Origin of the sequence: Egicoccus halophilus, assembly GCF_004300825.1 — a bacterium.
Lineage (GTDB): Bacteria > Actinomycetota > Nitriliruptoria > Nitriliruptorales > Nitriliruptoraceae > Egicoccus > Egicoccus halophilus.
This window is the reverse complement of sequence record NZ_CP036250.1, coordinates 1,703,321-1,728,631: the sequence shown is the minus strand read 5'-3', so window position 1 is coordinate 1,728,631 and position 25,311 is coordinate 1,703,321. Positions and strand designations below refer to the sequence as shown.

At 73.9% G+C, this 25,311-nt stretch carries 22 protein-coding genes; 8 read left to right on the top strand and 14 right to left on the bottom strand.

Annotation, left to right across the window (positions count from 1 at the left end):
* Positions 1 to 27 precede the first annotated feature (27 nt).
* Positions 28 to 909, bottom strand: coding sequence for a hypothetical protein (locus ELR47_RS07675; protein ID WP_130649362.1), 882 nt, complete (start codon positions 907 to 909; stop codon positions 28 to 30).
* A 181-nt stretch (positions 910 to 1,090) separates the two neighbouring features.
* On the opposite strand from ELR47_RS07675, the gene ELR47_RS07670 reads away from it, so the two are divergent.
* Genes ELR47_RS07670 through ELR47_RS07660 form a run of 3 tightly spaced genes read left to right on the top strand, consistent with a single transcriptional unit; the run spans position 1,091 to position 4,681 of the window.
* Positions 1,091 to 2,881, top strand: coding sequence for an ABC transporter ATP-binding protein (locus ELR47_RS07670; protein ID WP_165403922.1), 1,791 nt, complete (start codon positions 1,091 to 1,093; stop codon positions 2,879 to 2,881).
* Positions 2,878 to 3,927, top strand: coding sequence for a glycosyltransferase family 2 protein (locus tag ELR47_RS07665; protein ID WP_130649360.1), 1,050 nt, complete (start codon positions 2,878 to 2,880; stop codon positions 3,925 to 3,927). The genes ELR47_RS07670 and ELR47_RS07665 overlap by 4 nt, the downstream gene beginning before the upstream one ends.
* Complete coding sequence (locus ELR47_RS07660) at positions 3,920 to 4,681, top strand: hypothetical protein (protein ID WP_130649359.1); 762 nt, start codon at positions 3,920 to 3,922, stop codon at positions 4,679 to 4,681. Before ELR47_RS07665 ends, ELR47_RS07660 begins: the two co-directional genes overlap by 8 nt.
* Here the strand turns inward: ELR47_RS07660 and ELR47_RS07655 are convergent.
* The 6 genes from ELR47_RS07655 to ELR47_RS07630 form a co-directional block, all read right to left on the bottom strand.
* Entirely contained in the window at positions 4,614 to 5,942 is a 1,329-nt protein-coding gene (locus ELR47_RS07655; RefSeq protein WP_205745508.1) for a glycosyltransferase family 4 protein, read from the bottom strand. The two genes, ELR47_RS07660 and ELR47_RS07655, sit on opposite strands and share 68 nt — an antisense overlap.
* A complete protein-coding gene (locus ELR47_RS07650; RefSeq protein ID WP_130649357.1) occupies positions 5,939 to 6,904 on the bottom strand; it encodes a glycosyltransferase family 2 protein in 966 nt (321 codons plus the stop codon). The genes ELR47_RS07655 and ELR47_RS07650 overlap by 4 nt, the downstream gene beginning before the upstream one ends.
* On the bottom strand, positions 6,901 to 7,845 hold the full coding sequence (locus ELR47_RS18250) for a glycosyltransferase family 2 protein (protein ID WP_165403921.1): 945 nt from the start codon (positions 7,843 to 7,845) through the stop codon (positions 6,901 to 6,903). Before ELR47_RS18250 ends, ELR47_RS07650 begins: the two co-directional genes overlap by 4 nt.
* Positions 7,842 to 8,822, bottom strand: coding sequence for a glycosyltransferase family 2 protein (locus ELR47_RS07640; protein ID WP_165403920.1), 981 nt, complete (start codon positions 8,820 to 8,822; stop codon positions 7,842 to 7,844). Before ELR47_RS07640 ends, ELR47_RS18250 begins: the two co-directional genes overlap by 4 nt.
* Entirely contained in the window at positions 8,813 to 9,700 is an 888-nt protein-coding gene (locus ELR47_RS07635; protein WP_130649355.1) for a polysaccharide deacetylase family protein, read from the bottom strand. The genes ELR47_RS07640 and ELR47_RS07635 overlap by 10 nt, the downstream gene beginning before the upstream one ends.
* Before the next feature lie 83 nt (positions 9,701 to 9,783).
* Positions 9,784 to 10,506 (bottom strand): methyltransferase domain-containing protein, encoded by a 723-nt coding sequence (locus ELR47_RS07630; RefSeq protein WP_130649354.1) that lies wholly within the window; start codon positions 10,504 to 10,506, stop codon positions 9,784 to 9,786.
* A 281-nt stretch (positions 10,507 to 10,787) separates the two neighbouring features.
* Between ELR47_RS07630 and ELR47_RS07625 the strand changes: the two genes are divergently transcribed.
* Together ELR47_RS07625 and ELR47_RS07620 are read left to right on the top strand one after the other, a co-directional pair.
* The gene (locus ELR47_RS07625) at positions 10,788 to 11,810 is read left to right on the top strand and encodes a glucosamine inositolphosphorylceramide transferase family protein (RefSeq protein WP_188584386.1); all 1,023 of its coding nucleotides are present in this window, start codon (positions 10,788 to 10,790) and stop codon (positions 11,808 to 11,810) included.
* Positions 11,807 to 13,069 (top strand): glycosyltransferase, encoded by a 1,263-nt coding sequence (locus ELR47_RS07620; RefSeq protein WP_130649353.1) that lies wholly within the window; start codon positions 11,807 to 11,809, stop codon positions 13,067 to 13,069. Before ELR47_RS07625 ends, ELR47_RS07620 begins: the two co-directional genes overlap by 4 nt.
* On the opposite strand, the gene ELR47_RS07615 is transcribed toward ELR47_RS07620, so the two are convergent.
* Positions 13,029 to 14,216 carry a glycosyltransferase family 4 protein gene (locus ELR47_RS07615; protein ID WP_130649352.1) on the bottom strand — a complete coding sequence of 396 codons (1,188 nt, stop codon included), beginning with the start codon at positions 14,214 to 14,216 and terminating at the stop codon, positions 13,029 to 13,031. The genes ELR47_RS07620 and ELR47_RS07615 overlap by 41 nt on opposite strands.
* A gap of 107 nt (positions 14,217 to 14,323) precedes the next feature.
* On the opposite strand from ELR47_RS07615, the gene ELR47_RS07610 reads away from it, so the two are divergent.
* Entirely contained in the window at positions 14,324 to 15,547 is a 1,224-nt protein-coding gene (locus ELR47_RS07610) for a glycosyltransferase family 4 protein (RefSeq protein ID WP_130649351.1), read from the top strand.
* A gap of 37 nt (positions 15,548 to 15,584) precedes the next feature.
* On the opposite strand, the gene ELR47_RS07605 is transcribed toward ELR47_RS07610, so the two are convergent.
* Complete coding sequence (locus ELR47_RS07605; RefSeq protein WP_130649350.1) at positions 15,585 to 17,285, bottom strand: carbamoyltransferase C-terminal domain-containing protein; 1,701 nt, start codon at positions 17,283 to 17,285, stop codon at positions 15,585 to 15,587.
* Positions 17,286 to 17,505: 220 nt separating this feature from the next.
* On the opposite strand from ELR47_RS07605, the gene ELR47_RS07600 reads away from it, so the two are divergent.
* The gene (locus tag ELR47_RS07600; protein ID WP_165403919.1) at positions 17,506 to 18,480 is read left to right on the top strand and encodes a glycosyltransferase family 2 protein; all 975 of its coding nucleotides are present in this window, start codon (positions 17,506 to 17,508) and stop codon (positions 18,478 to 18,480) included.
* On the opposite strand, the gene ELR47_RS07595 is transcribed toward ELR47_RS07600, so the two are convergent.
* The 4 genes from ELR47_RS07595 to ELR47_RS07580 form a co-directional block, all read right to left on the bottom strand.
* Positions 18,474 to 19,973: a hypothetical protein gene (locus ELR47_RS07595; RefSeq protein ID WP_130649348.1), complete on the bottom strand. Its 1,500-nt coding sequence runs from the start codon at positions 19,971 to 19,973 to the stop codon at positions 18,474 to 18,476. The genes ELR47_RS07600 and ELR47_RS07595 overlap by 7 nt on opposite strands.
* An 82-nt stretch (positions 19,974 to 20,055) precedes the next feature.
* Positions 20,056 to 21,204: a glycosyltransferase gene (locus ELR47_RS07590; protein ID WP_130649347.1), complete on the bottom strand. Its 1,149-nt coding sequence runs from the start codon at positions 21,202 to 21,204 to the stop codon at positions 20,056 to 20,058.
* Positions 21,201 to 22,034: a hypothetical protein gene (locus ELR47_RS07585; RefSeq protein ID WP_130649346.1), complete on the bottom strand. Its 834-nt coding sequence runs from the start codon at positions 22,032 to 22,034 to the stop codon at positions 21,201 to 21,203. The genes ELR47_RS07590 and ELR47_RS07585 overlap by 4 nt, the downstream gene beginning before the upstream one ends.
* A 33-nt stretch (positions 22,035 to 22,067) precedes the next feature.
* Positions 22,068 to 23,165 carry a glycosyltransferase gene (locus ELR47_RS07580; protein WP_165403918.1) on the bottom strand — a complete coding sequence of 366 codons (1,098 nt, stop codon included), beginning with the start codon at positions 23,163 to 23,165 and terminating at the stop codon, positions 22,068 to 22,070.
* An 83-nt stretch (positions 23,166 to 23,248) separates the two neighbouring features.
* On the opposite strand from ELR47_RS07580, the gene ELR47_RS07575 reads away from it, so the two are divergent.
* Complete coding sequence (locus ELR47_RS07575; RefSeq protein ID WP_165403917.1) at positions 23,249 to 24,370, top strand: glycosyltransferase family 4 protein; 1,122 nt, start codon at positions 23,249 to 23,251, stop codon at positions 24,368 to 24,370.
* Here ELR47_RS07575 and ELR47_RS07570 read toward each other — a convergent pair.
* Positions 24,319 to 25,227: a sugar transferase gene (locus ELR47_RS07570; RefSeq protein ID WP_130649343.1), complete on the bottom strand. Its 909-nt coding sequence runs from the start codon at positions 25,225 to 25,227 to the stop codon at positions 24,319 to 24,321. The two genes, ELR47_RS07575 and ELR47_RS07570, sit on opposite strands and share 52 nt — an antisense overlap.
* Positions 25,228 to 25,311: the final 84 nt, after the last annotated feature.

Sequence of the window (25,311 nt, the reverse complement as noted above, 5' to 3'; positions counted from 1 at the left end):
CGTGCACCTCCCGCCGCGGGTGCGCCCTCACGCCAGCCCGCGCGCCCGGGCCCAACCCGCGGCGTCGAAGTCGAACAGATGGTCCACGTAGCGCCGGGCGGTGTCGCGGTCCCACGTGCCGCGCCGGACCTGCGGCCAGTCGTCGACGTCGCGGACGTCGACCTCCACCGGCTCCCGCAGCCGCACGGGCACGTCGCCGAGCGCGAGCGCCGCCATCGCCGCCGTGCGGTGGTAGCCGCCCCCGAACTTGACCACCACGTGCTCCGACCCGCGCCGGACGAGGTAGCCGAGGCTGTCACCGTGCGCCCGGTCCCAGCCGCCCGTCCGCTGCAGCGCCTCGGCGACCTCGTGCAGGCGCGTCGTCTCCGCCTGCCCATGCCGGGAACTCACCGGACCGTGGTACGGCGTGCCGTCGCGCTCGAAGTCGTAGTCGACCACCCCGGCCGACCGTGCCCCTCGCGCGACCCAGTCGCGCACGCTTCGCTCCAGCGCGTCGACGTCGTGCGCGAACCAGGGGGTCAACCAGAACAGGTGCGCCGGCAGTCGTTCCAGCGAGCCGGAGCGGGCCGAGAAGCCCGCCAGCGCGGCCAGCGCGGACGGCGGACGGAAGGTCCCGTGGAAGCGTTCCAGCAGCGAACCCGGGTAGGTGGCGTTGCCCCGGCGCCGCTGGTCGACGACCTCGGCCGTCCAGGGATGCCAACCGGCGCTGGCGAACGAGAAACCGCGCACGTCGCGCACGACGTCCGGGGAGGCGAGGAAGCTCGACGCGACCCCGCCCCGCGCGTAGTGGACGGCTTCTCGTGCGTCCTCGCGCAGGACCGCCGTCGCTCCGCCCGCCGCCCGGGGCCGTCGGCGGCGCACCTCCAGGCCGACGGCGTCCAGTGCCGACCGGACGAGCGAACGCACCATGCCCTTCCTCCGGCTCGGCGGCACGGCCATGGTAGGTCCGCGCCGGCACGTCCGTGACGGTCCCGCGCTGCGCGACCGGCCCTTGTCGCGCGGTCCCGGCGTCCGACAGGGATGGCACACTGTCCCGTCCGGCGCGCCCCGTCGGCGAATCGTCGGGGGCCGCCGCGGCCGAGGAGGAGCGATGGTCGAGGGAGCGCGGCGCTACCTGCGACTCATCGACCGCGACCTGCGTGCCCGGTGGGTCGGTGTCGTGGTGCTCGCCATCGTCGTCGGTGGCGTCGAAGCCCTCGGGGCCGTGTTGGTCTTCGGTCTGGTCTCGATCGCGACGGAGGCCGAGGGGACCATCGAGCTGCCGGTGCTCGGTGACGTCCGGGCCCTGCTGCCGCCGGTCGCCCACGAACGCCTCGTGGTCGGGGCCGCGATCGCCGTGGCGGGCTTCTTCCTGCTGCGCGCCGGCCTGGTGCTGTGGCAGAAGTACTTCCAGACCCGCGCGACCCAGCTCGTCGGCGTCCAGCTCGCCACCCGGCTGTTGCAGCGCTACCTGCGGTTGCCGTACGCCTTCCACCTGCAGCGCAACTCGGCCGAGCTGATTCGCAACACCAACGACTCGGTCGGGGAGATCCTCGGTTCGGTCGTCGTGCCGGCGGTGCGCATCCTCTCCGACGGGCTGCTCGTGCTCGCCATGGTGGCGGTCCTGCTGGTGACGGCGCCCGGTGCGACCCTCCTGGTGCTCGCCTTCCTCACGCCGTTGGTGTGGGTCACCCTGATGGTCGTGCAGCCGCGGATGAAGCGGCTCGGTCGGGCGGCCCAGCTCGAGGCGACCCGCAGCTACCAGACCCTGCAGCAGGGTCTGCACGGCTACCGCGACATCACCGTGCTGGGGCGTCAGGACTACTTCCTCGACCGTTTCGCCGACGCGCGACGCGAGATCGCCCGCATCCGCTGGCGACGGGCCGTGCTCAGCGACCTGCCGCGCGTGTCGATCGAAGCCGTCGTCGTGCTCTTCCTGGCCACGTTCATCGGCCTGTCCGCCGTCACCGGCGACGGCACGGGCAACACGATCCCGGTCCTGGGTCTGTTCGCCTACGCGGCGCTGCGCATCATGCCCTCGCTCAACCACATCGTGTCGTCGCTCAACTCGATGCGCTTCGGCCGGGCCGCTCTCGACGACGTCGAGGCCGACCTCGACCTGCCGCTGGCGGCACGGGCGTCCGACGACCAGCCGATGCACCTGCACGCGCAGTTGCGCTTCGAGCAGGTCACGTTCGTCCATCCCGGTGCCGACGAGCCCACGCTGGAGGACATCGACCTCGTCATCCGCCACGGCGAGTCGATCGGGCTGGTCGGCGCCACCGGCGCCGGCAAGAGCACGATGGTCGATCTGCTGGTCGGCCTGGCGCCCCCCACCTCGGGCCGGATCACGGTCGACGGGGTCGATCTCGCGGGGCGTGAGGCCGCCTGGCAGCGCAGCATCGGCCTGGTCTCCCAGCACGTCTTCCTGCTCGACGACACCCTCGAACGCAACGTCGCGTTGGGGGTGCCCGATACCGACATCGACGCGCGCGCCGTCCGTGAGGCCCTGGATCTCGCGCAGTTGACGGCGTTCGTCGACACGCTCCCCGACGGGCTCGAGACCCGGCTGGGGGAACGTGGGGTGCGCCTCTCCGGGGGCCAGCAACAGCGGGTCGCGATCGCCCGCGCGCTCTACCGCCGCCCCTCGGTCCTGGTGTTCGACGAAGGCACCTCGGCGCTGGACAACCTGACCGAGTCCGCGCTGATCGACGCGCTCGACGGCCTGCGTGAGACCCACACCATCGTCACCGTCGCGCACCGGCTCTCGACCGTGCAGGACTACGACCGCATCGTGTTCCTGGAGGCCGGTCGCATCGTCGCCGTGGGTCCCTTCGACGAGCTGACCCGGACCAACGCCGCCTTCCGGCGCCTGGCGCGCTGGTCGGACACCGCCGTATGAGCGCGCCGTCCATCGGGCACGAGCGCGCCGGATCGCTGCCGCCGACGTGGACGCCACCGGCCGTCGCGCCCGTGTCCGACGGCGCGCCGCGACCGTTCTGGTCGGTGATGATCCCGACCTACAACGGCCAGGACCACCTCACCGGCGCGCTGACGAGCGTCCTGGAGCAGGACCCCGGTCCGCAGCACATGCAGATCGAGGTCGTCGACGACTGCTCCCCGTCGCGGGAGATCGCCACACTCGTCGAACGCCTCGGGGGCGGCCGGGTCGGTTACCACCGGCAGCCACGCAACGTCGGGCACAGCGCGAACTTCAATGCCTGTGTCCGACGCAGCCGCGGCGAGGTGGTGCACCTGCTGCACGACGACGACGAGGTCCGTCCCGGTTTCTACGCAGCCCTCGAGGAGCCGCTGCGGCAGCGCCCCGAGCTCGGTGCCGCGTTCGTCCGCACCATCTACGCCGATGCCGAGGGCCACTGGCGGGCGTTCTCCCCGGTCGAGCGTCCGGAGCCCGGCGTGCTCGACGACTGGTTGCGCCGCATCGCCGCCGGTCAGCGCACCACGACCCCGGCGATGGTGCTGCGTCGCCGGACCTACGAGCGACTCGGCGGCTACCTCGAGGGGTTCCGTACCAGTGGTGAGGACTGGGAGATGTGGGTGCGCGTGGCCGCCACGACACCCGTCTGGTTCGAGCCTGCTCCTCTGGCCGTCTACCGCATGCAGCGCCCCGGATCGCTCTCCGGAGCCGCGCGCGGCAGCGACGCCCTGGTCCGCGACATGCTGCTCGCCACCGACCTGATCGCCCGCTACCTGCCCCGGGCCCTCGGCGAGCCGGCGGCGGCGACCGCGTTGCGCCGCGCACGCGACCAGTACGCGGCCTGGGCGCTGCAGGAAGCGGCCGCACTCGCGCACGCCGGCCGACGTGCCGACGCCTGGCGGGCGGGACGGCTCGCCGTCCGGGAGGGACGGGCCCGCCCGCTGCTGGTGGCCGGCCTGCGTGCCGCGCGACAGCACCGTCCCCGACGCCGGAGCGCGGGCGGTGGCTGAGACGGCCGACGTTCGCGTCGCGGCCCCGTTCACGGTGGAGCTGCTGGCACTGCCCGGGGCCGGCAAGACCACCGTCGCCGCCGGGGTGGTCGCCGCCACGGACTGGTCGGACGTCGCCGGCCTGCTCGACCGGGAGCGGCGGCGGCCGCGTCGGCGGCGCCGACACCGGCTGGCGGTCGCCGTCCTGCCGGCGGCGTTGCGGCGACGCCTGCTCGCGGCGGGCGGGCCCGACGCGAAGGACGCCGGCACCTTCGTCCTCGCCCACCGCCGTCATGCCGACGCCGTCCTGGACGCGGGCGAACGGCTCACCGATTCGGCGGCACAAAAGCTGGCGGTGGAACTGCTGTTCGAGAGCTGGTCCGAACGGGCCTACGTGCAGCGCGTGGGCGCTCCCGGCGACCGGGTCGTGCTGCACGAGGCCGTGCTGCAGCGACTGCTGTTCCTGCTCGCGCTGCTGCCCGCCGGCGACCCGGCGGCCGACCGCCTGCTCGCCACCTGTCCCCTGCCCGACGCGGTCGTGCACCTCGGCCTGCCGCTGTCCGTGGCCGTCGAGCGGGTGCATCGCCGCAACAAGGAGTTCACCGACGTCGCCGTGATGCCCGCCATGGACGCCGCCCTCGCCCGCCTGCTGACACACCTCGCCACCGCCGGGGTCCCGCTGGTCACCGCTGCGGCCGACGCGCCGGTCACCGCCGTCGTCGAGGAGGTGTCCTCGGCGCTGCGCGTGATGACGGCGGGAAGATCGCGTCCCTGAGCTGCCGACCGACGACGTCGAGCCCGTAGCACGCCTCGACCCGAGCCCGGGCACGCACGCCAACCCGACGACACAGCTGCGGATCGTCGAGCAGCCGCTGCAACGCCCGCGCCAGAGCGTCGGGATCCTCGCGGGGCACCACCAGCCCACCGGAGGCCTCCCCGTCGGGCAACAGGTCCGGTATCCCGGGCGCGTCACCGGCCACGACGGGCAACCCGAGCGCCATCGCCTCGATCGGCGCGACCGCGAACCCCTCGTGACGCGAGGGCAGCACGAACACGTCCGCCGCCGACTGGTAGACGAGCAGCTCCTGCCGGTCGGCGACGTACTCGTCGCGCCACCGCACCGAGGACCACGCCGGCCCAGCGAGACGCCGGTGCAGCTCCGCGGCGTCCGGGCCGGTGCCGACCAGCAACAGCACCGTCTCGCCGTCGGGGCCGGTACCGCGCACCCGCGACCACGCGTCGAGCAGGACGTCGAGTCCCTTCCGGTGGATCGTGACCCGTCCGTACCACAGCACGACCCGCGCGGCGTCGGGGATCCCGAGCCGGGCCCGGGCTGCCGTACGGTCCGGTGCCGGTGACCCGGCGAGGTCGAGGGCGTTGGGGACCGGCGCGATCCGCTCGGGTGGCACGTCGTAGTCGGCCATCACCCGGGCGCGCTCGTCGGCCGAGGCGATCATCAGTCCGGCCGCCGCCCGGACGGCCCGGCGACGTACCAGCGCGTCGAGGCGACTGCGGGGACGCACGCCTCCCTGGAAGGTGGCGTACACCGGCACCCGGAGCAGGCGGCCGAGAGCGACGAGCACGTCGAAGCGGGCGTGCTCGTACTCCTGGGTCAGCACGGCCTCGGCGCGGCATCGGCGCAGCTCGGACGCCAGGGCGAGCAGCGGCAGCGAACCGTACGAGGCGAGCGACTTCAGCGACCGGCGTCCCGCGAAGCGTCGCCCGAGCGCCCGCAGCAGGCGGTGGCGACGTGGGGCCGGCAGGATCGTGACGGCCGCGCCGGTCGGCCGGTGCCGGAACCGCGTCACCGTGCCCACCCGGGCGGAGACGTGCACCAGCGTGGTGCGCACACCGACGCGGGCGAGCGCCTCGACGTAGGCGAACAACCAACCACCGGTCAGCTCGTCGCGGAAGCGTCGGAGGTCCACGCCGATCGTGTCGTGGAAGTCCTCGAACAGGTCGCCCCACATCACCAGTACGAGGCGTCGTTCGTCGTCCGTCACCGACCGCGTGACGGTGTCGCGCGCGCCGGTCACGGCGTCACCGCCAGCGCCGCACGGACCCAGCCGTCGCTGCCGTCGGGCCATGGTGGTGAGGGGCGAACCCAGGCCCGCCCCAGTCGCGAACGCGGCTCCTCGGTGGCGACCCGCGCCGGCAGCGGGACCAGCGTGCGGGCGACTCGGCGGCCGGCACCGGGGTGCCCGGCGCGACGGGCACGCCAGGCCAACCGTCGGGCCGCGGCCCGGTCCCCCGCGCGCAGCGCACCGTTGCCGACCCAGCGGTAGAGGTCCTCACGATCGAGCGGTGCGCCGTCACGCAGGTCGCGATGGCGGACGTCGAGGACGTCGACGCCCTGCAGCATGCGGGCGACCCCGCGGGACATGTTGCCGCCGTGGAAGCGGTAGGCGACCACCGGGTCGGCCACGAGCCCCGGCGCGCCGCCCCGCGCGAGGCGGATCCACAGGTCCCAGTCCTCGGCCGCCGGCAGCGACGGGTCGAACCCGTCGAGCTCGCGCAGCACGTCACGGCGGACGACGACGTTGGACCCCCCTCCCGGGACGACGTTGCGCCAGGGCAGCTGCCGCCACTCCCCCGCAGCCACCGGGTTGACCCGCACCAGCCGTCCGGCCGGGCCGATGTCCAGCCCGGCGCCGTAGGACCACGCCGCATCGGCGCGTTCCGCTGCGGCCAGCTGCCGAGCCAGCTTGTCCGGTGCCCACAGGTCGTCGTCGTCGACGAAGGCGACCCACGGGGCGCGCGCCTCGGCGAGCCCGGCGTTGCGGGCAGCCGGCAGGCCACGCGGCCGGTCGGCGGTCAGGCACCGCACCCGCGGATCGTCGCGCCCCTGCACCCAGGCGGCGGTGCCGTCGGTCGAGCCCTCGTCGACGACCACCACCTCCAGCGTCACCCCGCGCTGGCCGAGCACCGTGTGCAGGGTCTGGGCCAGCAGCGGCAACCGGTCCCGGGTCGGGATCACGACCGTGACGTCCGCGCTCATCGCCCGCCCCGATCCCGCAGCAGCACGCGCAACCGTGCCCGTCGGCGTCCTGCAGCGTGTCGCAGCGCAGCCAGCCACGGACGGCGGTAGGGCAGCCACGCCCGCCGCAGGGCCCGACGCAGCCGGGGGTCGGTGACGCCACGCGCACGCAGGTGCGCCTCGTACCAGGTGAGCCAGTCGCGCAGCGCCGCGTGGTAGTGCTCGCCGGTCGTGACGGCCACCAGCTGCCCGGGATGACGCCGGTAGCGGTCCCAGACCCGGCTCGAGACCCACACGTCGGCGACCAGGTAGGCCTTGCCGAGGAATCCCTGGTCCTCGAGGACCGGGTGCACGTGTTCCTCCCAGCCACCGATCTGCTCGACGAGCTCCCGGCGCAGCAGCCACGACGACGGGCACGGGGCGACGCCACGGCCGAGCGGGCTCAGTCGCACGGCCAGCTCCGGCGGTCGGTGGATCCGGTCGGGCTCCACCCCGATCGGCATGATCCGGTCCTCGCGTTCGGCCGCAGCACCGGCCCAGCTCCACCAGTACCGCGAGGCGCCCACGACCAGGCCGACCTGCGGATGGCGATCCAGGATCGCGACCTGCTCGGCCAGCTTGTCGGGCTCCCAGACGTCGTCGGCGTCATGCACCGCGAGGTAGCGCCCCCGGGCGGCACGGACCCCGAGGTTGCGGGCGGCTGCGGGACCCCGATTGGCGTGCGCCGGATGCTCCACGTGGCGCACCCGGCCCGGATGCTCGCGTGCGCAGGCGCGGGCGAGGTCCGTGCTCCCGTCGGTGGCCCCGTCGTCGGCGAGGACCAGCTCCCAGTCCCGATAGGTCTGCGCGAACACGCCGGCGATCGCCTCGGGCAGGAAGCGGTGGTCGTCATGGAAGATCAGCACGACCGACACGGTCGGGGCGGCGCCCACCGCCGCGGCGTCCACCGCGTCGGCGCTCACGGCGGTCCCGCCGCGGCGTCGTCGTACAGCAGGCGCAACACGTCGTCGGGCAGCTCGTGGCGCTGCACCCGACGGCCGGCGCTCCCCCGTTCGCCGGTGTCGACCACGTGCGCCGGCCGTGGCGGTCGGGGATGGGCCGTGCGGGCCATGCCGCGCAGGCCCGGCCCCGGACGGGTGCGTGCGGCCCGGAGGTAGGCGGCCGCGGCCGGCAGCCGCCGCCCGGCGCGCAGCCAGCTCATCGCGATCCACAGGTGGGTCGGACCCGGATCCAGCGGCCGACCGTCGCGCGCGTCCCGCCAGCGGCGATCCAGCACCGTGAGCTCGCGCAGGATCCCCTCGGGATGCAACGACATCGCCCCCGGGTGCAGGCGGTAGGCCACGCCGATCCCGGATGCGGCGGCCGGCGGTCCGCCCTCCCGTAGGCGCATCCACAGGTCCCAGTCGGCCAGGTGCCCGAGCCCGGCGTCGAACCCCCCGGCGGCGACGAAGGCGTCGCGGCGGACCAGCACGTTCGACGCCCCGGCCGGGATCACGTTCTTGGTCGGCAGCCGTGCGACGACCTCGGTGGGGACGGGTGGCGGCATCACCTGCCACACGACCGGCCCGGCGGCGAACTTCACCGCGCCGGTGTAGGCCCAGTCCGCCCCGACCTCGACCAGCGCGTCGAGCTGGTCCGCGAGCTTGCCCGGGGCCCACAGGTCGTCGTCGTCGCAGAACGCCACGACGTCGGCGTCGACGACCTCGGCGCCGCGGTTGCGTGCCCGGGCCACGCCGCCGGCGCGTTCGCTGCGCACGACGGTCAGCCGGGGGTCACCCGTCAGCTCGGCCAGCGCGTCCGTCTGCGGGGTGGCGGAGCCGTCGTCGACGACCACCACCTGCAGCGCGACGTCGCGCTGGGCGAGGATGCTGCGCACCGTGCGTCGCAACAGCACCGGCCGGTCCTTGCTCGGCACGACCACGGCCACGCTCAGTCCCACGGCCGCGCCAGTCCCCGCAGCACGGTGGTGCGGAAGCGGTCGATCGGGAGATGCCCCAGGTCCCAGCGTCCGCGTCGCATCGGCTCGTCGTCGGCGCGTGCCACCCGCTTGGCCGTGGTCCAGGCGCTGAGGTAGCCGGCGTCGCGGGTCGCCGCGGCGACCCGGGCGTCGGCGTGCCCGTGCGGGTAGGCGAAGCGACGCAGTGGGGTCGCGAGCTCCGCCGCGAGCTCGTCCCGCCCCGCGGTCAGCGCCGCGCGCAGGGCCGCGTCCGGCAGACTCGGCAACGACGGGTGCGCGAACGTGTGGAAACCGATCTCCATGCCGGCGGCGACCAGTGCGCCGGCCTGGTCGCGCGTCATGGTGTCGCTGCCACCCGTGGCGCGCGAGGTCAGCCGCAGGGACCCCGGCGTGCCGGTCAGCGCGCCGGCCAGCGCACGAACATCGGTCGTGGGCGCCAGCCCGAGTGCGGCGGCGACCGTGGCCACGCCCGACGACCGCGCGCAGCTCTCGAGGTGTTCCCACCAGTACGGCCCGGCCGCGGTGCGCCAGCGTCCCGACAGGAAGAAGGTCGCCGGCAGATCTCGCGCCCGTAGCAGCGGCAGCGTCTCGCGGACGTGTCCGGGGTCGTCGTCGTCGAAGGTCAACGCGAACGCCGGGCGTCTCCGTCGGCCGAGGTGCTCGAGCTCCGCCAGCGCGACGACGTCGCCGAGCTCCCGCAGGACGTCGAGCTGCTCGGCCAGGTCAGCGGTCGCGACGCTGCGGACGACCTCGTCCTCGCCGGGTCCCTCCGGACGGACACGGTGCCACAACAGCACGAGCCCGCGACCGCGCCGCCCCGCCGACGCGGCGGCCACCCGCTGCGCGACCCGCTGCTCCACGACGCGGTCCGCGACCGCACGTCCTCGCCGCTTCACCGACTGCATCGCGGCAGGGTAGCCGGGGCGGATCCGGCGCCCCGGGCTCACGCGGCGGCCACCCGGATGCGTGCACAGACCAGCACCGGGAACCGCGCGTCCGCGTCCGCCAACTCCCGGGTCCGCAACTCCTCGGCGGCGATGCCGTGGAGCGCGGCGGTCGCCGCGACGAGGTTGCCGTAGCCGGTCACCTCGACGGCGGCGTCGGGCGCCGCCCGGCGGACGGCGGCAGCGAGGCCGGCCGGCCAGTACCGCCAGCGGTCGAGGCCGGCGGGCATCCGCTCGTCGTGGGGAACCAGCGCCGGCACGGCGACCAGCAGCACGCCGCCGGGCCGCAGCGCCTGGAGGCAGTTGCCCAGCGCGAGGTCCGGCTCGGCGACGTACTGCAACGTCTGCACCACGAGCAGTGCGTCGAACCGGGCCGTCGGAAGGCTGCCGGGGATGCCGAGGTCGGCCACGAGCGTCGCCCGCGGGTTGCCGGCGTGGAGGTCGATGATCTCCACCTGCTCCACCGACGGGCCACCGAACCGGCGCGTGTAGTGGTCCTCGGCGATCTCGCCGACGACGCCGCGCAGGTCCTCGCGGTGCCGTTCGAGCCAGCGTTCGAGGTAGTACCGGTCGACCGGCGTGCCACGGTCGAAGCCGAACACGTCGCTGACCGGCCGCATGCGCCGCAGACCGCCCCAGCGCGGCCGGCGCAGCCTGCGTCGCAGCCACCGCCGCCACGTCACGGGCAGCCGCCGCCACCACCCCGCGACCGGTCCGGTCACCCGTGCACTCCCCGGTTCGTCGGCCGTGGACGATAGCGCCGCTGGCAGCCTGGATTGCCGGACTAGTCGTGCCGGGCGGTTTGCGGACAACGCCGGAGCGCCGTGACGAACTGGCTCCGCGACCAGTCGTGACTCGTTACCGTCTCCCCGTCGTCGGTCGACCACGGGGGATCCGCCATGCCGGGGCTCCCCCGTCACGTGTCCGACCGACGGCGGCGACCGGACACGGGTGTCGACGGTCCCGCCGAACACCAGCCGTCCGGAGTGGAGGAACGACGTCGATGACCGACGCCGTCCCACCACGCCCCGGGACCCCGCGCCGCCTGATCGGCGGACACGTCCGCGACGCCCTGCTGCGTCTTCCGGCCCGGCTGCAGCCGGCCAAGGTCCGGCACCGGCAGGAGTGGGCGATCGGCGTCACGACCGGCCCGCACCTGCACGCCCTGCAGCCGAACGGTGCGGAGGCACTGGCGATCACGACCGCCGAGATCGACGACGTCCCGGCCGACATCGTCGCCGATCCCTTCCTGATCTGCTCGGGTGGGCGTCGTCTGCTGTTCTTCGAGGTGCTCAACCGGCGCAGCGGACGGGGCGAGATCGGCCTGGCCGAGCACACCGGCGCCGGCCGTTGGCGGTACCGCGGACGCGTACTCGTCGAGCCGTTCCACCTGTCCTATCCCCACGTGTTCCACCACGAGGGCTGCTGGTACCTGGTGCCGGAGACCGCCGAGGTGGAGCAGGTACGGCTGTACCGCGCGGTCACCTTCCCGGATCGGTGGGAGTACGTGACGACGCTGCTGGAGGGCGGGTACTTCCACGACGCCACCCCGTTCCGGCACCAGGGGCGGTGGTGGATGTTCGTCGAGACCTCGTCCGCGTTCGACACGCTGCGGCTCTACGTCGCCGACGCGTTGACCGGCCCGTGGCGGGAACACCCGGCCAGTCCGGTCGTCGCCGGTGACGCCAGCCGCGCGCGGCCGGCCGGTCCGGTCGTCGTGGACGAGTCGGGCCCGATCCGCTTCTCGCAGGACTGCCTCGGTGACTACGGACGGCGGGTGGACGCCTGGCGGATCGTCGAGCTGACGCCTGACGCCTACGTCGAGGAGCCGCTCGGTCCGGTCCTCACGGCCAGCGGCGTGGGATGGAACGCGACCGGCATGCACCACGTCTGTCCGGTGCGACGACCGGACGGCACCTGGGAAGCCGCCGTCGACGGTCGTGGGCCCGGACGACCGCGGATCCCGACAGCAACGATGAACGTGCGCCCGATCCGATCGGGCCGATCCAGAGGAGCAGGTTCGTGAACCCCTTGTCCGGTGCCGCCCAGGCCGCTCGGCTGCGACGCGACTGGCTGCAGACCCGTGCCAAGGTCCTGCGGCCGGCACTGCGCACCCTCGAACTGCGGACCGAGGTGCGACCGGCACGCGGCGCCGTGCTGCTGTCCTACATGACCGAGGCGTTCGCCTTGCAGGACGGCACCTTCCCCGCGCCGCACACCAACCTGTGGGAGTGCCGGGAGATCGCCCGTACCTATCTCGAGCTCGGCTACGACGTCGACGTCGTCAACTACCGCAACTTCCTGTTCACCCCGCGGCGGCACTACGACCTCGTCATCGACACCCGCAACAACCTCGAGCGACTCGCGCCCTTGCTCGACGACGACTGCATCCGGGTGCACCACATCGAGGTCCAGCACCTGTTGTTCCAGAACGCGGCCGAGTTCGACCGTCTGGTCGATTTGCAGCAGCGGCGTGGCGTGTCGCTGCAGCCCCGTCGGGTCGAGCGCAGGACCAACCTCGCGATCGAACACGCCGACCTCGGCGTGCTCTACGGCGGCCGGCACGCCGCCCAGCGGTGGGCGTACGCGGGCAAGCCGCTCTACCCCGTTCCGGGCACCCCCATCCGGACGTTCGACCGGCCGGTCGAGAAGGACGTCGACCGGGTGCGCAACCGCTTCGTGTTCCTGAGCAGCGGCGGACTGGTCCTGCGCGGCCTCGACCTGGTGCTCGAGGCGTTCGCCGAGCTGCCGGACTGCCATCTGACCGTCTGCGGCCCGATCGACGACGAACCCGACTTCCGCGCGGCCTTCCACCGGGAGCTGTTCGAGACGCCCAACATCACCACCCTCGGCTGGGTGGACGTCACCGGGCCGCAGTTCGAGGCGCTCATGCGCGACACCATCGGTCTCGTGTATCCCACGGCCTCCGATGCGCAGTCGGGCTCGGTCATCACCGCGATGCATGCCGGCCTGATCCCGATCATGACGCCGGCGGCCGGCATCGACGCGCCCGCCGACGCCGCGGTCGTGCTGCAGGAGGCCAGCGTCGCGTCGATCCGGTCAGCGGTCGGCGAACTGGCCGCTCGCAGCACCGACGAGCTGCGCCAGGCGGCCGACCGCGCCTGGACCTATGCCCGGTCCACGCACACGCGGAGCCGCTTCGCCGCCGCTTACCGCGAGCTCGCGGCGGGGCTGGTCGGCGATGCGCCGATGCCGCGGCCGGTACACGTCCCGACCGCAACGGTCAGCGACGACGAGGCGGACGCGGTCGGGCTTCGTCGCTGAGCGCCTGCACGATGCCGTCGGCGAACCGCCGGGCCATCTCCTCGACGGTGTAGGACGCGCGGGAACGACGACAGCCCTCGGCGAGTCGCGTGCGCCGTCGCGGGTCGAGCAGCAGCTCGGCCACGGCGGCGCCGTAGACTCGCGGGTCACCTCCGTCGGCGACCAGGACGCCGTCCACGTCGTCGGTCACGTAGGCGATCTCCGGCGGGTGTGGACGGTCCGAGCTGGCGACCGGTGGCACTGCTCCCGCGAAGGCGTCCAGGACGACCAGGCCGGCCCAGGCCGGGATGAGCAGGACGTCGGCGACGGCGAGCAGCTCCGCCTTGCCGGCACCGAAGCGCGCGCCGACGTAGTGCAGCCAGGGGCGTCGTTGCGCCGCCTCACGGACCACCGGCTCGAGCGGGCCGGCGCCGGCGATCACCAGGTGGAAGTCGGGCACCCGCTCGCGGACGGCATCGGCCGCAGCGATCACGTCAGGCAACTGCTTGTCGTGCGAGAGCCCGCCCACGAACAGGCCGACGTGCTGCTCGGGCAGGTCGAGCTCCGCCCGGATCCGACGGCGATCGGCGACATCGAGTCCGTCGACGAGGCCGGCCAGTGCCTGCGTGTCCACGGCGTTGCGGACATCGGTGATGCGCTCGCGCGGGAAGCCGGTCGCCGCGACCAGGTCCGCGGACTCCGAGGTGTAGGCGAACCACCAGTGACACTGGGGCGTCAGGCGTGCCTTGACCCACTCGCCGACCTTGCTGGTCTGTTCGGCGTGGTTGCGGCCGTGGCCCCAGTAGGCGAGGCGTCGTCGCCCGAGCAGCTGCTCCAGGCTCAGCCGGTAGTTGATGACGTGGCGGCTGGCCTGCTCCACGATCACCAGGTCACCGCGTCGGACCAGCTCGCGGCAGCGTTGCCAGAGCAGCTCACGACCGCCGAGCGGGAGTCGCCGCATCGGCACGTGGTGCGCCCACGGCAGGTCGACGGCGTCGCCCCAGACGTCCTGGTCCGCCGGAGGATTGCTGTGCACGAGGTCGAGGTCGATCCCGGCCTCGTCGAGACGACGTCGCAACAGCCGGTAGAACGGCACGCGGTACTGCAGGACCACCGCCTGCACGATCACGACCCTCGGACGCGCAGCCTTGCGCTCGCGGTGCCTCACGCGACGCTCCGGAGGATTCCAGGAGCTCGGCGAGAACGCAGCGACCTCGACGCGCCGTCGCTAGGGTCCGCCCCTGCGGCGACCGGCCGGCTCTCGGGGGGGATGCGATGCGCGTGTTGGTGTCGGCGTACGCCTGCGAGCCACATGCCGGCTCCGAGCCGGGGGGCGGGTGGAACTGGTCGGTCGCCCTGGCCCGTGCCGGTCACCGGGTGACGGTGCTGACCCTGCCCAACACGCGGCCGCAGATCGCGGCGGAGTTGGCGCGACACCCGGTCCCGGGCCTCGAGTTCGTCCATGTTCCTGCACCACGATGGTCGCAGCGGGTCCCCGGTCAGGCGGGAGTCTACGTCCACTACCTCGCTTGGCAGTGGCGAGCCCACCGGGTCGCGCGGCGCCGGCTCGCCTCCGACCCCGTCGACGTCGTCCACCACGTCTCCTACGGCAGCCTGTCCCTCGGGTCGCTGCTCGGACGCCTGCCCGTGCCGTTCGTGCTGGGCCCGGTGGGTGGCGGCCAGTGCACCCCGCCCCGTCTACGAAGGATGTACGCCTCCGGGTGGACCGCCGAGGTCGCGCGACGGGTGGTCGTCCGCTACCTGCTGCGCCTGGTTCCGACCGCACGTCTGGCCGTGCGCGACGCCGCGGTGGTGCTCGTGGCCAACGACGAGACCGCCGAACTCGCCGAGCGGTTGGGAGCCAGGCAGACGATCCCGATGGCCGACGTCGGCGTCTCGGCGGACGCCCTCGTGCCGTCCGACGTGCCGTCCGGGGCCGACAGGCTCCGGCTGCTGTGGGTCGGTCGCTACTACGCGCGCAAGGGTCTGCCGCTGGCGCTGCGGGCGATGGCCGCCCTGCCCCGGGACCTCGACGTGACCCTGCGGATCGTCGGTCACGGCCCGCTGGAAGCGGAGCTTCCCGCGATGGTCGCGCGGCTCGGTGTGGAGGACCGCGTGCAACTCGTCGGTCGCGTCGCCCACGAAAACATCGCGCAGGAGTACCGGGCCAGCGATGCGCTGCTGTTCACCAGCCTGCGCGACTCCGGCGGGGTGCAGATGCTCGAGGCGCTGTCACAGGGCTGCCCGGTGATCGCCCTCGACCACCAGGGCGCCGCCGTGATCCTCGACGACGCAGCGGCGTGCAAGGTCCCGGTGTCGGACGTCGCTGGCACGGTCGCCGGGCTGCGCGACGCCATCGTCGCCCTGGCCGAGGACCCCGAGCGGCGGCGTCGGATGCGTGCCGCCAGCCTCGAGCTCGCACGTCAGCACACCTGGGAGGGCAAGGCGGATACCGTCGGCCGGATCTACGAGCAGGTCGTGCGCGACGCGGCCCGCTGACGACGCGGCCCGCTGCCGACGCGGCCCGCTGACGCCGTCAGGCCGGCTTGCTGACCAGCACGTTGCCCACGGCGAGGTGTCGCAGTCCGGTGCGCTGCAGGACGTCCACGGCATCCCGCGCCGACGCGACGATCGGTGCCCCGTGCAGGTTGAACGAGGTGTTGAGCAGCACGCCCCGTCCGGTCCGCTCGCGGAAGAGGGTGACCAGCCGGTGCAGGTCCGGGTTCTGCCGCTGGTGCAGCACCTGCGGTCGCGCGGTCCGGTCGTAGGGCTGGATGGCGGCCGGGAACTGATCGGAGCGCCGGGTGTCGAAGGTCATCATCATGTGGGGCGAGCGCAGACCCTTGGGGTTGTGCAGGTACTCCTGGGCGTCCTCGGCCCGGACGATCGGCGCGAACGGCATCCAGAAGTCGCGGCTCTTGATCATGTCGTTGATGACCTTGACCACCTCGACGCTGCTCGGGTCGGCCAGCAGCGAACGGTTGCCCAGCGCCCGGGCGCCGAACTCCATCGGACCCTTCGCCCGCGCGACGACCTGCCCGGCGACCAACAGCTCCGCCACCGCGGCCTCGATGTCGTCGGGACGCTGGACCTCGAACCCGTCGCGGCGGAGGTCGCCGACGAGCGCGCCGACCTCGGCGTCGCTGATCGTCGGACCCCAGTACACGTCGTCGACCGGCTGCACCCGACCGCCGCCGTCGAGCGAGGTGTGCCGTTCGAAGGCCGCGCCCATGGCGTTGGACTCGTCGCCACACGACGGGAAGACGAACAGGTCGTCGAGTCCGTCGATCTGCCCGATCCGTTGGTTCGCCTTCACGTTCATGAAGACCCCACCGGCGACGGCGACCCTGGGGATGCCCGTGGCGGCGATGGCGTTCTCCACCCAGGTCACCAGGTGCTGCTCGGTGAAGCGCTGGAGCCCGGCGGCGATCCAGTCGAACCGGTGCAGTTCGAGGCGCTGGCGGAAGTAGCCGTAGGCGTGGTCGAGATGTGGGACGTCGTCGCGCCGTTCCCAGCTGAGCCCGTCGTCGGCGAAGCGCAGCACGCCGTCGAACTGCGCGAAACTCCGCTGCGCGCCGCTGTCGGGGGCGTAGGGCGCCAGGCCCATCAGCTTGTACTCGTGCTCCAGCGGCACCATGCCCGACAGCGCGGTGACGGTCGCGTAGACGCTGCCCAGGGAGCTTCCCCCCTTGACGGTGGCCAGGGGGTCGGAGAGCTGTCCGGCCTGTCCGATCCGGACGCTCGCCGACAGGCCGTCACCCTGCCCGTCGCAGGTGAGCACCAGGACCGGCTCGTCGTCCCACGGCGAGCCGTGGTAGGCGGCCGCGGCGTGCGAGGTCTGGTGCTCGACGAACGCGAGCCGCTCGAGCGGCAGACCTGCCGCACGCGCCTCCGCACGTCGTTCGGCGCGCCGCTGCCGGCGTCGGACGCGATACAGCGGCGACCGCCGGGCCGCCCGACGCACGCGCGCGTTGACGCGGTCGCCCTCGACGTAGGACCGGATGAGGTCCGTACCCGTGAAGGCACCGGGGATGTGCTCGCTGGCGACGGCGACACCGTCGAGCTGCTCGGGATCGGTCTCCGTCGCCTGCAGCAACCAGGCGACCGACTGCTGCGGGAAGCAGTAGTGGTTCTTGATGCGCGTGAAGCGCTCCTCCTGCACCGCGGCGACCACCCGGCCGTCCTCCACCAGGCAGGCCGAAGCGTTGTGCTGGTCGTTGACACCGAGAATACGCACGCGTCCCCCATCGTCCCTGTCATGTCCCGAAGTGCACCGTAGTGAGGCATCTGCCCGAGCGCGACCGGCGGCTCCCGACCGTCAGCGCGCGTCGCACGCGCGACAAGGTGACCGCGTGCTCCGCGATCCCGACGGGTACCGCGCACCGGAACCCACTACCCTTCCGCCCCGCACAGTCGCGGCTGGACGTCGCGGGGGGCGCGCGACAGGGGAAGCGTTCGTGGCACAGGTCTCCGTGGTCATCTCGACCTACAACCGGCGTCGATTGCTGTCCGCGGCACTCGACAGCGCGCTGGGCCAGCGCGACGTCGACCACGAGGTCATCGTGGTCGACAACGGCTCCGAGGACGACACCCGCGCGTTCCTGCGCGAACACGACCACCCGCGACTGCGGGTGATCCGCAACGAGACCTCCCTCGGCAGCGTCGGTGGGCGCAACACCGGCCTGGCCGCGGCCACCGGGCGCTGGGTCAGCTTCCTCGACGACGACGACCTGTGGGCGCCGGACAAGCTCGGGGCCCAGATCGCCGCCGTGGAGGCGACGGGGCGCCACTGGGCCTACACCGGCTGCGTCCACATCGACGGCGCCGACCAGATCATCGGTGGCCGTCCGGCGCTGCCACCAGCACAACTGATGGCCGAGCTCCCCTACCGGTTCGTGCTGCCGGGGGGCATGTCGAACGTGCTGTGGGAACGCGGGCGTCTGGGAGGCGACGAACTGCTCGACCCGCGGCTGCCGTTCCCGGCCGACTGGGACGTGGCCTTGCGGCTCTCGCGCAGCGGCCCCCCGGCGCTGGTGCCGCGTCCGCTGGTCGCCTACCGGCAGCACGGCAGCAACATGTCCCGCAACCGCGCCAACCTGCACGCCGAGCTGCGGATCTTCGAGGAGAAGCGGGCCGACCTGGCCGACGGCCGTCCCATCGACTGGGGTGCCCAGTACCGCTTCGAGGCCGGCGAGGAACTGCGGGCCGGTGCCCGTCTGCCGGCGGCGCGCGCCTACGCCCGGGCGATCCGTGCCGGGGACCTGCCGTCGCTGGCACGCTGCGGCGCGGTCGTCCTGCCGAGGCGCGCGCAACGCTGGTTCCGCGACCGGCTGCTCTCCGACGCCGACTGGGTCGCCGACGCCGAACGCTGGCTGCGGGCCAGCAACGGCGACACTGCGGGGCCCGGTCCCGGCCGAGACGCAGCTCAGTAGCGCCGTTCGAGCGCTTCCAGGAACGCCCGTCGGGCGCTGACGCCTCGCCTGGCGTCCGCCCGGGTCGGGTCCAGGGTGGCGCCCGACGCCTCGAGGTAGCGCCGGAACTCGACCGGCGCGTCACCGACCCGGACCCCGGCGGCGTCGGCGTAGGCACGCAGGCAGGCGCCCACCCAGCCGCCGCCGTCGAGCCCGTGCAGGACGGTGGTCAGGTCGGGACGACCCAGCAGTGCGCTGCCCTGGACGAGGAAGTGGAAGACGTCTTCGAAGGGCGGTCGCTCGTCGTCGGCCACTTCCCAGTCGACCAGGCACCAGCCGTCCCGGGTCGGCAACAGGTTCCACGGCGCCATGTCGCCGTGCCCGTTGCCCCCCGCCCCCCGACCGCTGGCCCGGTGGAACGCGCCGAGTGCGGCGGCCACGTCCGGATGCAACCGCCAGGGGTCGGCGCACACCCGCCAGCGCACGGGGGCCGTCGCGAGCCGTCCCGGATCGGCGTGTCGCAGCTCGGGGGCCCACAGCGGTGCGGGCAGAAGCGGTCCGAAACGCTGCAGGTTCGCGGCCTCGCGCGCGAGTTGCGCCTGCCCGACCTCGTCCGCACTGACCTTCACCACCAACTGGGCACGCGCGTGCCGATCCAGCACGAGCACCAGGGCGCGGCCGGCGTGGTTGCTCCGTGCCGTGGCGACGGTCCCTCCGGGAGGCACGAGGTCACCGACGGCGTCCAACACCCAGGCGGCGGGCCGGGTGGGGGTCAGTACCCGCAACGCGCCCACCCGCGTCACGGTGCCGGCCGCGGCCCACATCGCCAACGCCCGCGGGCTGACCGGTCGATGGATGCGCAGTCCCGCCAGGGAGGCGCGACGCGGCGTCCGCGGCAGCACGAAGCGGGCGTCGCGAGCGGTGGGCAACGCGACCCACTGTGCTGCGGCCGTCGCGGCACGCTCGAACGCGAACGGCAGGACGTCCTCCGGGGGCTGGCGGGCGTCCCACAGCAGCATGCGGCGGCGCGAACGGGCCAGTCGCCGCCATCGCGCGTTCTGACGCGCCAGTTCCTCGGCCGGCAGCTCCGCCTTGCGGGCCAGCAGTTCCTCCACCGGTGCCGCGAGGACGATGCTGCGGTCGGGCCGCGGGAGCAGCAGCCCGAGCAGCCGGTGCAACCGCGGACGCGCCGTCAGTCGGTACCGGCGAGGGTCGACCGCGAGGTCCTCCCAGCCACGCTCGAGCACCACCGTGCCACCGGCGCGGACCACCGGGCGCACCCGGAGCAGCCAGCCCAGCACATAGTCGAGGTACAGGTAGACCAGCTTGAGCGCGGACGCGCCCGGCCCGTACGGCGGATCGCGATGCGGGTCGGTGACCGGCCCCTCGTGACGGGTCTTGCCGGGCAGCACCCTCGGCCGGTGGTGCAGGTGCAACACCGGGCCCGGCGCGGCGGCGTCGCACAACACCGACGCCACGTGGGACTTCCCGCTGCCGTCGGGACCGGCGACCACCAGCACCGTTCCCCGCGCACCCGTGCTCGAGTGCCCTCGGGCTCCGCCCTGTCGCACGTCGTCCCTCTCGCCCCGCCGCAGGCTATCCGGACCCCCGCCCCGGCGAGCCTGATTGGACCGACGGATCGAGCAGCGCCAGCAGCGCCGCTGCGACGCGTTCGGGGACGAACGGCGCCACGCGTTGCGGCCCCTCGCGTCGCAACTGCTCGCGACGGACCGGGTCGTCGAGCACCCGCAGGATCCCGTCGGCGACCGCCTCGACGTCGCCGACCGGCACGAGCTCGCCGTAGCGTCCGTCCTCGAGCAACCACCTCGGCCCGGACGGGCAGTCGGTGCTCACGACCGGCGTGCCGAGCGCCAACGCCTCGAGCAGCGAGAGCGGCAGCCCCTCGTTGCGCGACGTCAGCGCGAAGACGTCCGCGCGCGCCACCAGCGGCAACGGATTGGACACGAAGCCGAGGAGCGCGATGCGGTCGGCGATGCCCGCCGACCGGGCGAACGCCTCGAGCCGCGCCTGCAGGCCCGCGTCCGACGGTCGGCCGACGACGGCCAGGCGCACCGTCCGTCCGGTGCGTTCGTTGACCCGCGCGACGGCCCGCAGCAACGTCTCGGGATCCTTGCGGGGGTGCACGTTCGCGACGCTGACGACCACCGGGACGTCGGCGTCGTCCGCGAACCACGGATGGTCCGGATCCTCGGCGGCGAGCACCGCAAGGCGGTCCCAGCGCGTCAACGGCGGCGGGACGACCGCGACCTTGTCGCGCACGCCCGGGAAGGTGCCGGTGAGGTCCTCGGCGATCTCGGGCGCGACCCCGACCACGGCATCGGCCAGCGGCAGCAACCGGGCGTTGACGAGATCACGGACCCGGCGGTGGGTCCAGGCGTAGCTCGAGTAGTGGTTGTGCTCGACGGTGACCACGAACGGTCGGTGCCGCAGCCAGCGGGTTGCCAGCACGGCGGCCCGGGACGGGCCGTTGCCGTGGGCGTACACGACGTCGGGGCGGAAGCGGCGGATCACGGCGCGCAGCCGCGGGATCGCCGGCCACGTGCGCGACGACGAGATCGAGAGATCCAGCGTCCGGGTCCCGGCGACCGCCGGCCGCCCCGTCGGCGCGGAGCCGGCGACCAGCAGCACCTCGTGGCCGAGGCGGGCGGTCTGCTCGGCGAGGACGGTCGCCACGTCGGCGATGGCACGCCCGTTGAAGGCGTGGACGAAGACCAGGACCCTCATCCGTACGGTGCCCGACGCGGATCCCGGCCGCCAGGGGTGGTGACGACCTCGTGGTCGCGGGCGACCTCGGCGAGCCAGCCGTCGCGGTCCTCGGGGACGATGCGGTCGTGGTCGCGGATCAGCGTCACGACCGGGCAGCGCGGGGCGAGGTGGTACAGGAACCACAGCCGGCTGAGGGCCGTCCGGGGCTCGAGCAGGCTGCGGGCCAGGCACCAGGCCTCGACGCGGCGCATGGCGGCGAGGTCCCAGCGGCCGGCGACCACCGCGTCGATGCCCCGCTGCAGCGGCCGGCGGGCCGGGCCGACCAGCCGGGTGGCGGCCGTCGCACCGGCCGGGTCGGCCGCCAGCAGCTCGGCGACCCGCTTGGTGCGCAGGCCCTCCTCGTTGGCCCCACCGCCCCGGCGGGTGCCGTTCATCAACAGCTTGATGACGCCCTCCGCGCCGGGGCGCACCCGTCGGAACCCGCGTTCGTCGCGTTCGCTGAGCGCCTGCAGGTCCCGGTCGTCGACCAGGGTCGAGCCGCGCCAGGTGCCACACTGCTTGACGTCGAGTTGGACGAGGAACGGCGAGTCGGGGTCCAGCGCGAGGTAGTGCGGACCCTGGGGGATGTGCCGGCACACGATGACCGGGCCCAGGCCGTTGCGCGCCGCCCAGGCCTCGAAGACCGCCCGGATGGCGTCCCAGTCCTCCGGCGGGCCGAGCGAGTCGACGTCGCCGGTGCCCGCGAAGGCCGAGTCGACGTTCTTCCAGATCGCCCAGCCCGGGTGGCGTTCGGTCAGCTCCCGCAGCAGCGGCAACCACAGTGCCGTGCGGTCGTACGCGCCCTCCACCCCGACCTCCCCGCCGCCCCGAGGACGGGAACGCTAGCCGACCCCGCGCGGTGCCGAGCCGAGTGCCGCGAGCTGCCGCAGCCAGCTGGCAGCGACCTGGTCCCAGCCCAGGTGCTCGGCCACGTGACGACGGGCCCGCTGTCCCACGGCGGCGGCCTGCGGTGCGATCAGGCGCCGCAACCCGTCCGCGAGGTCCTCGACCGTCGGGGGCACGACCAGGCAGGCACCCGCGGCGCCCAGCTCCCGCGCCAGCGGATACGGGGTGGCCAGGCACGGCACGCCCAGCGCCGCCGCCTCGGCCAGCGAGTTGCCGAAGCCCTCCCAGCGCGAGGGGTAGACCAGGCCACGGGCGCGGGCCACGACCCGCCACTTGTGTTCGCCGTGCACCGGCGGGCCGACGGTGACGACGTCGGCGAGCCCGAGGTCCGCGACCAGGCCCTCGACGCGCACGCGACCACCCCGCCAGTCCGAGCCGTGCAGCCGCAGCTGCGGGCGTCGGCCGGCCGGCAGGGCCGCGCAGGCCCGCAGCAACAGGTCGATGCCCTTGTGCTCGGGGTCGTAGCGTCCGAGGTACAGGACGTAGCCGCCGCTGCCGCCGTCCCAGGACGTGTGTCCGGGTGGGACCACGCCGTTGGGGGCGACCAGCAGCCGCACCGGGACCTCGAGCTCGTCGAGGTGGCGGCCCTGTTCGGGGAAGAAGACGTGCACCGCGGCAGCGTCCGCGACCAGGCGCCGCTCCCCCAGCTGCCACCACACGCGCTTGGCCCGGGCTCGACGCTGCAGGATCAGTGGGTCGTAGGCGCCCCGGGGCGCCAGCACGTAGGGCACCCGCTGGCGGCGGGCGGCCGCCCCCAGGCGCAGGTTGGCGGCCGTCCAGGCCGAGTTGAGCACCAACCAGTCGGCGCCACCCAGTGGTCCGAGGCCGTCGACCGGCACCCGGAGGGCTCCCCGACCGACGTGCCGGATCGGCCACCAGCGCACCCCGTCCTCGTCGAACGGTCGGCCGCGGCCGTCGAAGGCGATCACGGGCACGGCACCCTGCCGCGCCCACGCCTCGGCGAGCCGCCGCACGGAGTTGGTGATGCCGCCGTCACCGACCCGTGCCCGCGGGTGGTAGTTGACGATGCGCACGACGCTCCCCGCTAGGGTCGACGGACGTGCCCCCAGGCAGGAGAGCCGCCCTGTCCCGTGCCGCGGACCCGACGGTCGTCATCGTGCAGCGGGCGATCCGACGCTATCGCGCCGGGTTCTTCGACCGCCTCCGCGACGACCTGGCGGTCGACGGCATCCGGCTGGAGGTGCTGCACAGTACCCCGCCACCGGAGCGCGACCCGCGCGACGACGCGCTGGAGGTGCCGTGGGCGACCCGCCTGCCCTCCCGCACGGTCGCGGTGGCGGGCCGGACCCTGCAGTGGCAGCCGCTGGTCCCCTCACTGCGCACCGCCGACCTGGTGATCGTGGAGCAGGCGTCCAAGCTGGTGCTCAACCACCGGCTGCTCGCGCGCCAGCGTCGCGGCGGGGCGCCGGTCGCGTTCTGGGGGCACGGCCGCAACTTCGGCGACGACCCGCATCCGGCCGGTGAGTGGCTCAAGGCCCGGGTCTCCCGGCAGGCGCACTGGTGGTTCGCCTACACCGCGCGCTCCGCCGAGGTCGTCCGCGGGCTGGGCGTCGACGCGCAGCGCATCACGGTCGTCGACAACGCCATCGACACCCGGCGTCTGCACGCGGACCTCGCCGCGGCGGCCCAGGGACCGGCCGCACGCCTTCGCGCGCAGCTCGGCCTCGGCGACGGACCGGTCGGGCTGTTCCTGGGCACGTTGCGGGCCGAGAAGGGCCTCGACCTGTTGCTGGAGGCCGCCGACCACATCCACGCCCGACGTCCCGACTTCTCGCTGCTGGTCGTCGGCGGGGGCGAGCTCGGCCGGATCGCCGAACTCGGGGGCGCCCCTCGCCCGTGGTTGCACGTGCTGGGTTCGCGCTACGGCGTGGACGCCGCGGCGGCGCTGCAGCTCGCCGACGTGCTGCTGCTGCCGGCCGCCATCGGACTGGTCGTGATCGACAGCTTCGTCGCCGAGGTCCCGATCGTCACCATCGCGGGCCGCGCCCACAAGCCCGAGATCGCCTACGCCGTGGACGGGGCCAACGCGGTGCTGCTGCCGGAGACGACGGACGCCGCGGGCTACGCGGAGGCGACCCTGGCGCTGCTCGACGATCCCGGGCAGCTGGCACGGCTGCGCGAGGGCTGCCGGCAGGCCGCTGCCCGCCACACGCTCGAACGGATGGTTCAGCGGTTCGCGGAGGGCATCCGTGCGGCACTGGCGGCCCCGCCGCGCTGAGTGCCCCGACGCGCCAGCCACCGTGCGGCCCAGGTGGGCACCATCCCGAGGATCGCGGGAACGGTCAACGCCAGGATCAGCAGGTCGCTCACCAGCGAGACGCTGGCGACATAGCGCAGGTCGGTCGCCACGTGCTCCTGCATCGGCCGGCCGTCGTCGCGCTCGGTGACCTGCCACAGGCCCGTGATGCCGGGCTTGACCGCGTGACGGGCGTGCTGCCAGGCGGCGTAGACGGCCACGACCTCGGGCAGTTCGGGACGGGGGCCGACCATGCTGAGGTCCCCACGCATGACGTTGACCAGCTGCGGGAGCTCGTCGAGGCTCGTCCGTCGCAGGAAACGCCCGAGACGGGTGTGACGCGGGTCGTCGGGCGTCTTGTGGGTCCGGCGGCGTCCCTCGGGGGCCTGCCGACGTTCCTGCTGCCGCCGCTCGGCGACCCGCCGTTCGGGTCCGTCGTAGGGTGCGGTCGAGACCCGACGGTCCGTGCTGCCGCGCCGGTCGGTGGCGGCGCGCCGGTCGGGACGGGCCACACCCGTGGCGTCGCGACGCCGGTCGCTCTGCATCGTGCGGAACTTCAGCATCTGGATCCGGCGGCCGTCGAGGCCGACCCGTTCCTGGCGGTAGAGCACCCCCGCCCCGAGCTCGTACCGGACGAGCACGGCCACCAACGCGAACAGCGGACTCAGCACGAGCAGCAGCACGGCCGCCACGGTCCGGTCGAACACCGGCTTGACGAACCGCTCGTAGGGCGAGCGCACGCGCCCGGCCTCCGGTGCCGGCACCGGAGCCGAGGGCCCGCCCTGGGGCGCGGTCGGCAGGTGCTTCGCGTCCCCGACGAATGACGTGTCCCCGTGCATGCCCCAACTCCATGACCACGTCGTCGATGACGTCGTCCGCGTCCCCTGGGACGTCGTCACCTGTTCGGCCCGGCGTCCGTTCCG

What these genes read in the sequence shown, in the direction of transcription:
- ELR47_RS07675 (WP_130649362.1), bottom strand. Translation starts at nt 909, where the DNA reads ATGGTGCGTTCGCTCGTCCGGTCGGCACTGGACGCCGTCGGCCTGGAG.
- ELR47_RS07670 (WP_165403922.1), top strand. Translation starts at nt 1,091, where the DNA reads ATGGTCGAGGGAGCGCGGCGCTACCTGCGACTCATCGACCGCGACCTG.
- ELR47_RS07665 (WP_130649360.1), top strand. Translation starts at nt 2,878, where the DNA reads ATGAGCGCGCCGTCCATCGGGCACGAGCGCGCCGGATCGCTGCCGCCG.
- ELR47_RS07650 (WP_130649357.1), bottom strand. Translation starts at nt 6,904, where the DNA reads ATGAGCGCGGACGTCACGGTCGTGATCCCGACCCGGGACCGGTTGCCG.
- ELR47_RS07625 (WP_188584386.1), top strand. Translation starts at nt 10,788, where the DNA reads ATGACCGACGCCGTCCCACCACGCCCCGGGACCCCGCGCCGCCTGATC.
- ELR47_RS07610 (WP_130649351.1), top strand. Translation starts at nt 14,324, where the DNA reads ATGCGCGTGTTGGTGTCGGCGTACGCCTGCGAGCCACATGCCGGCTCC.
- ELR47_RS07590 (WP_130649347.1), bottom strand. Translation starts at nt 21,204, where the DNA reads ATGAGGGTCCTGGTCTTCGTCCACGCCTTCAACGGGCGTGCCATCGCC.
- ELR47_RS07570 (WP_130649343.1), bottom strand. Translation starts at nt 25,227, where the DNA reads ATGCACGGGGACACGTCATTCGTCGGGGACGCGAAGCACCTGCCGACC.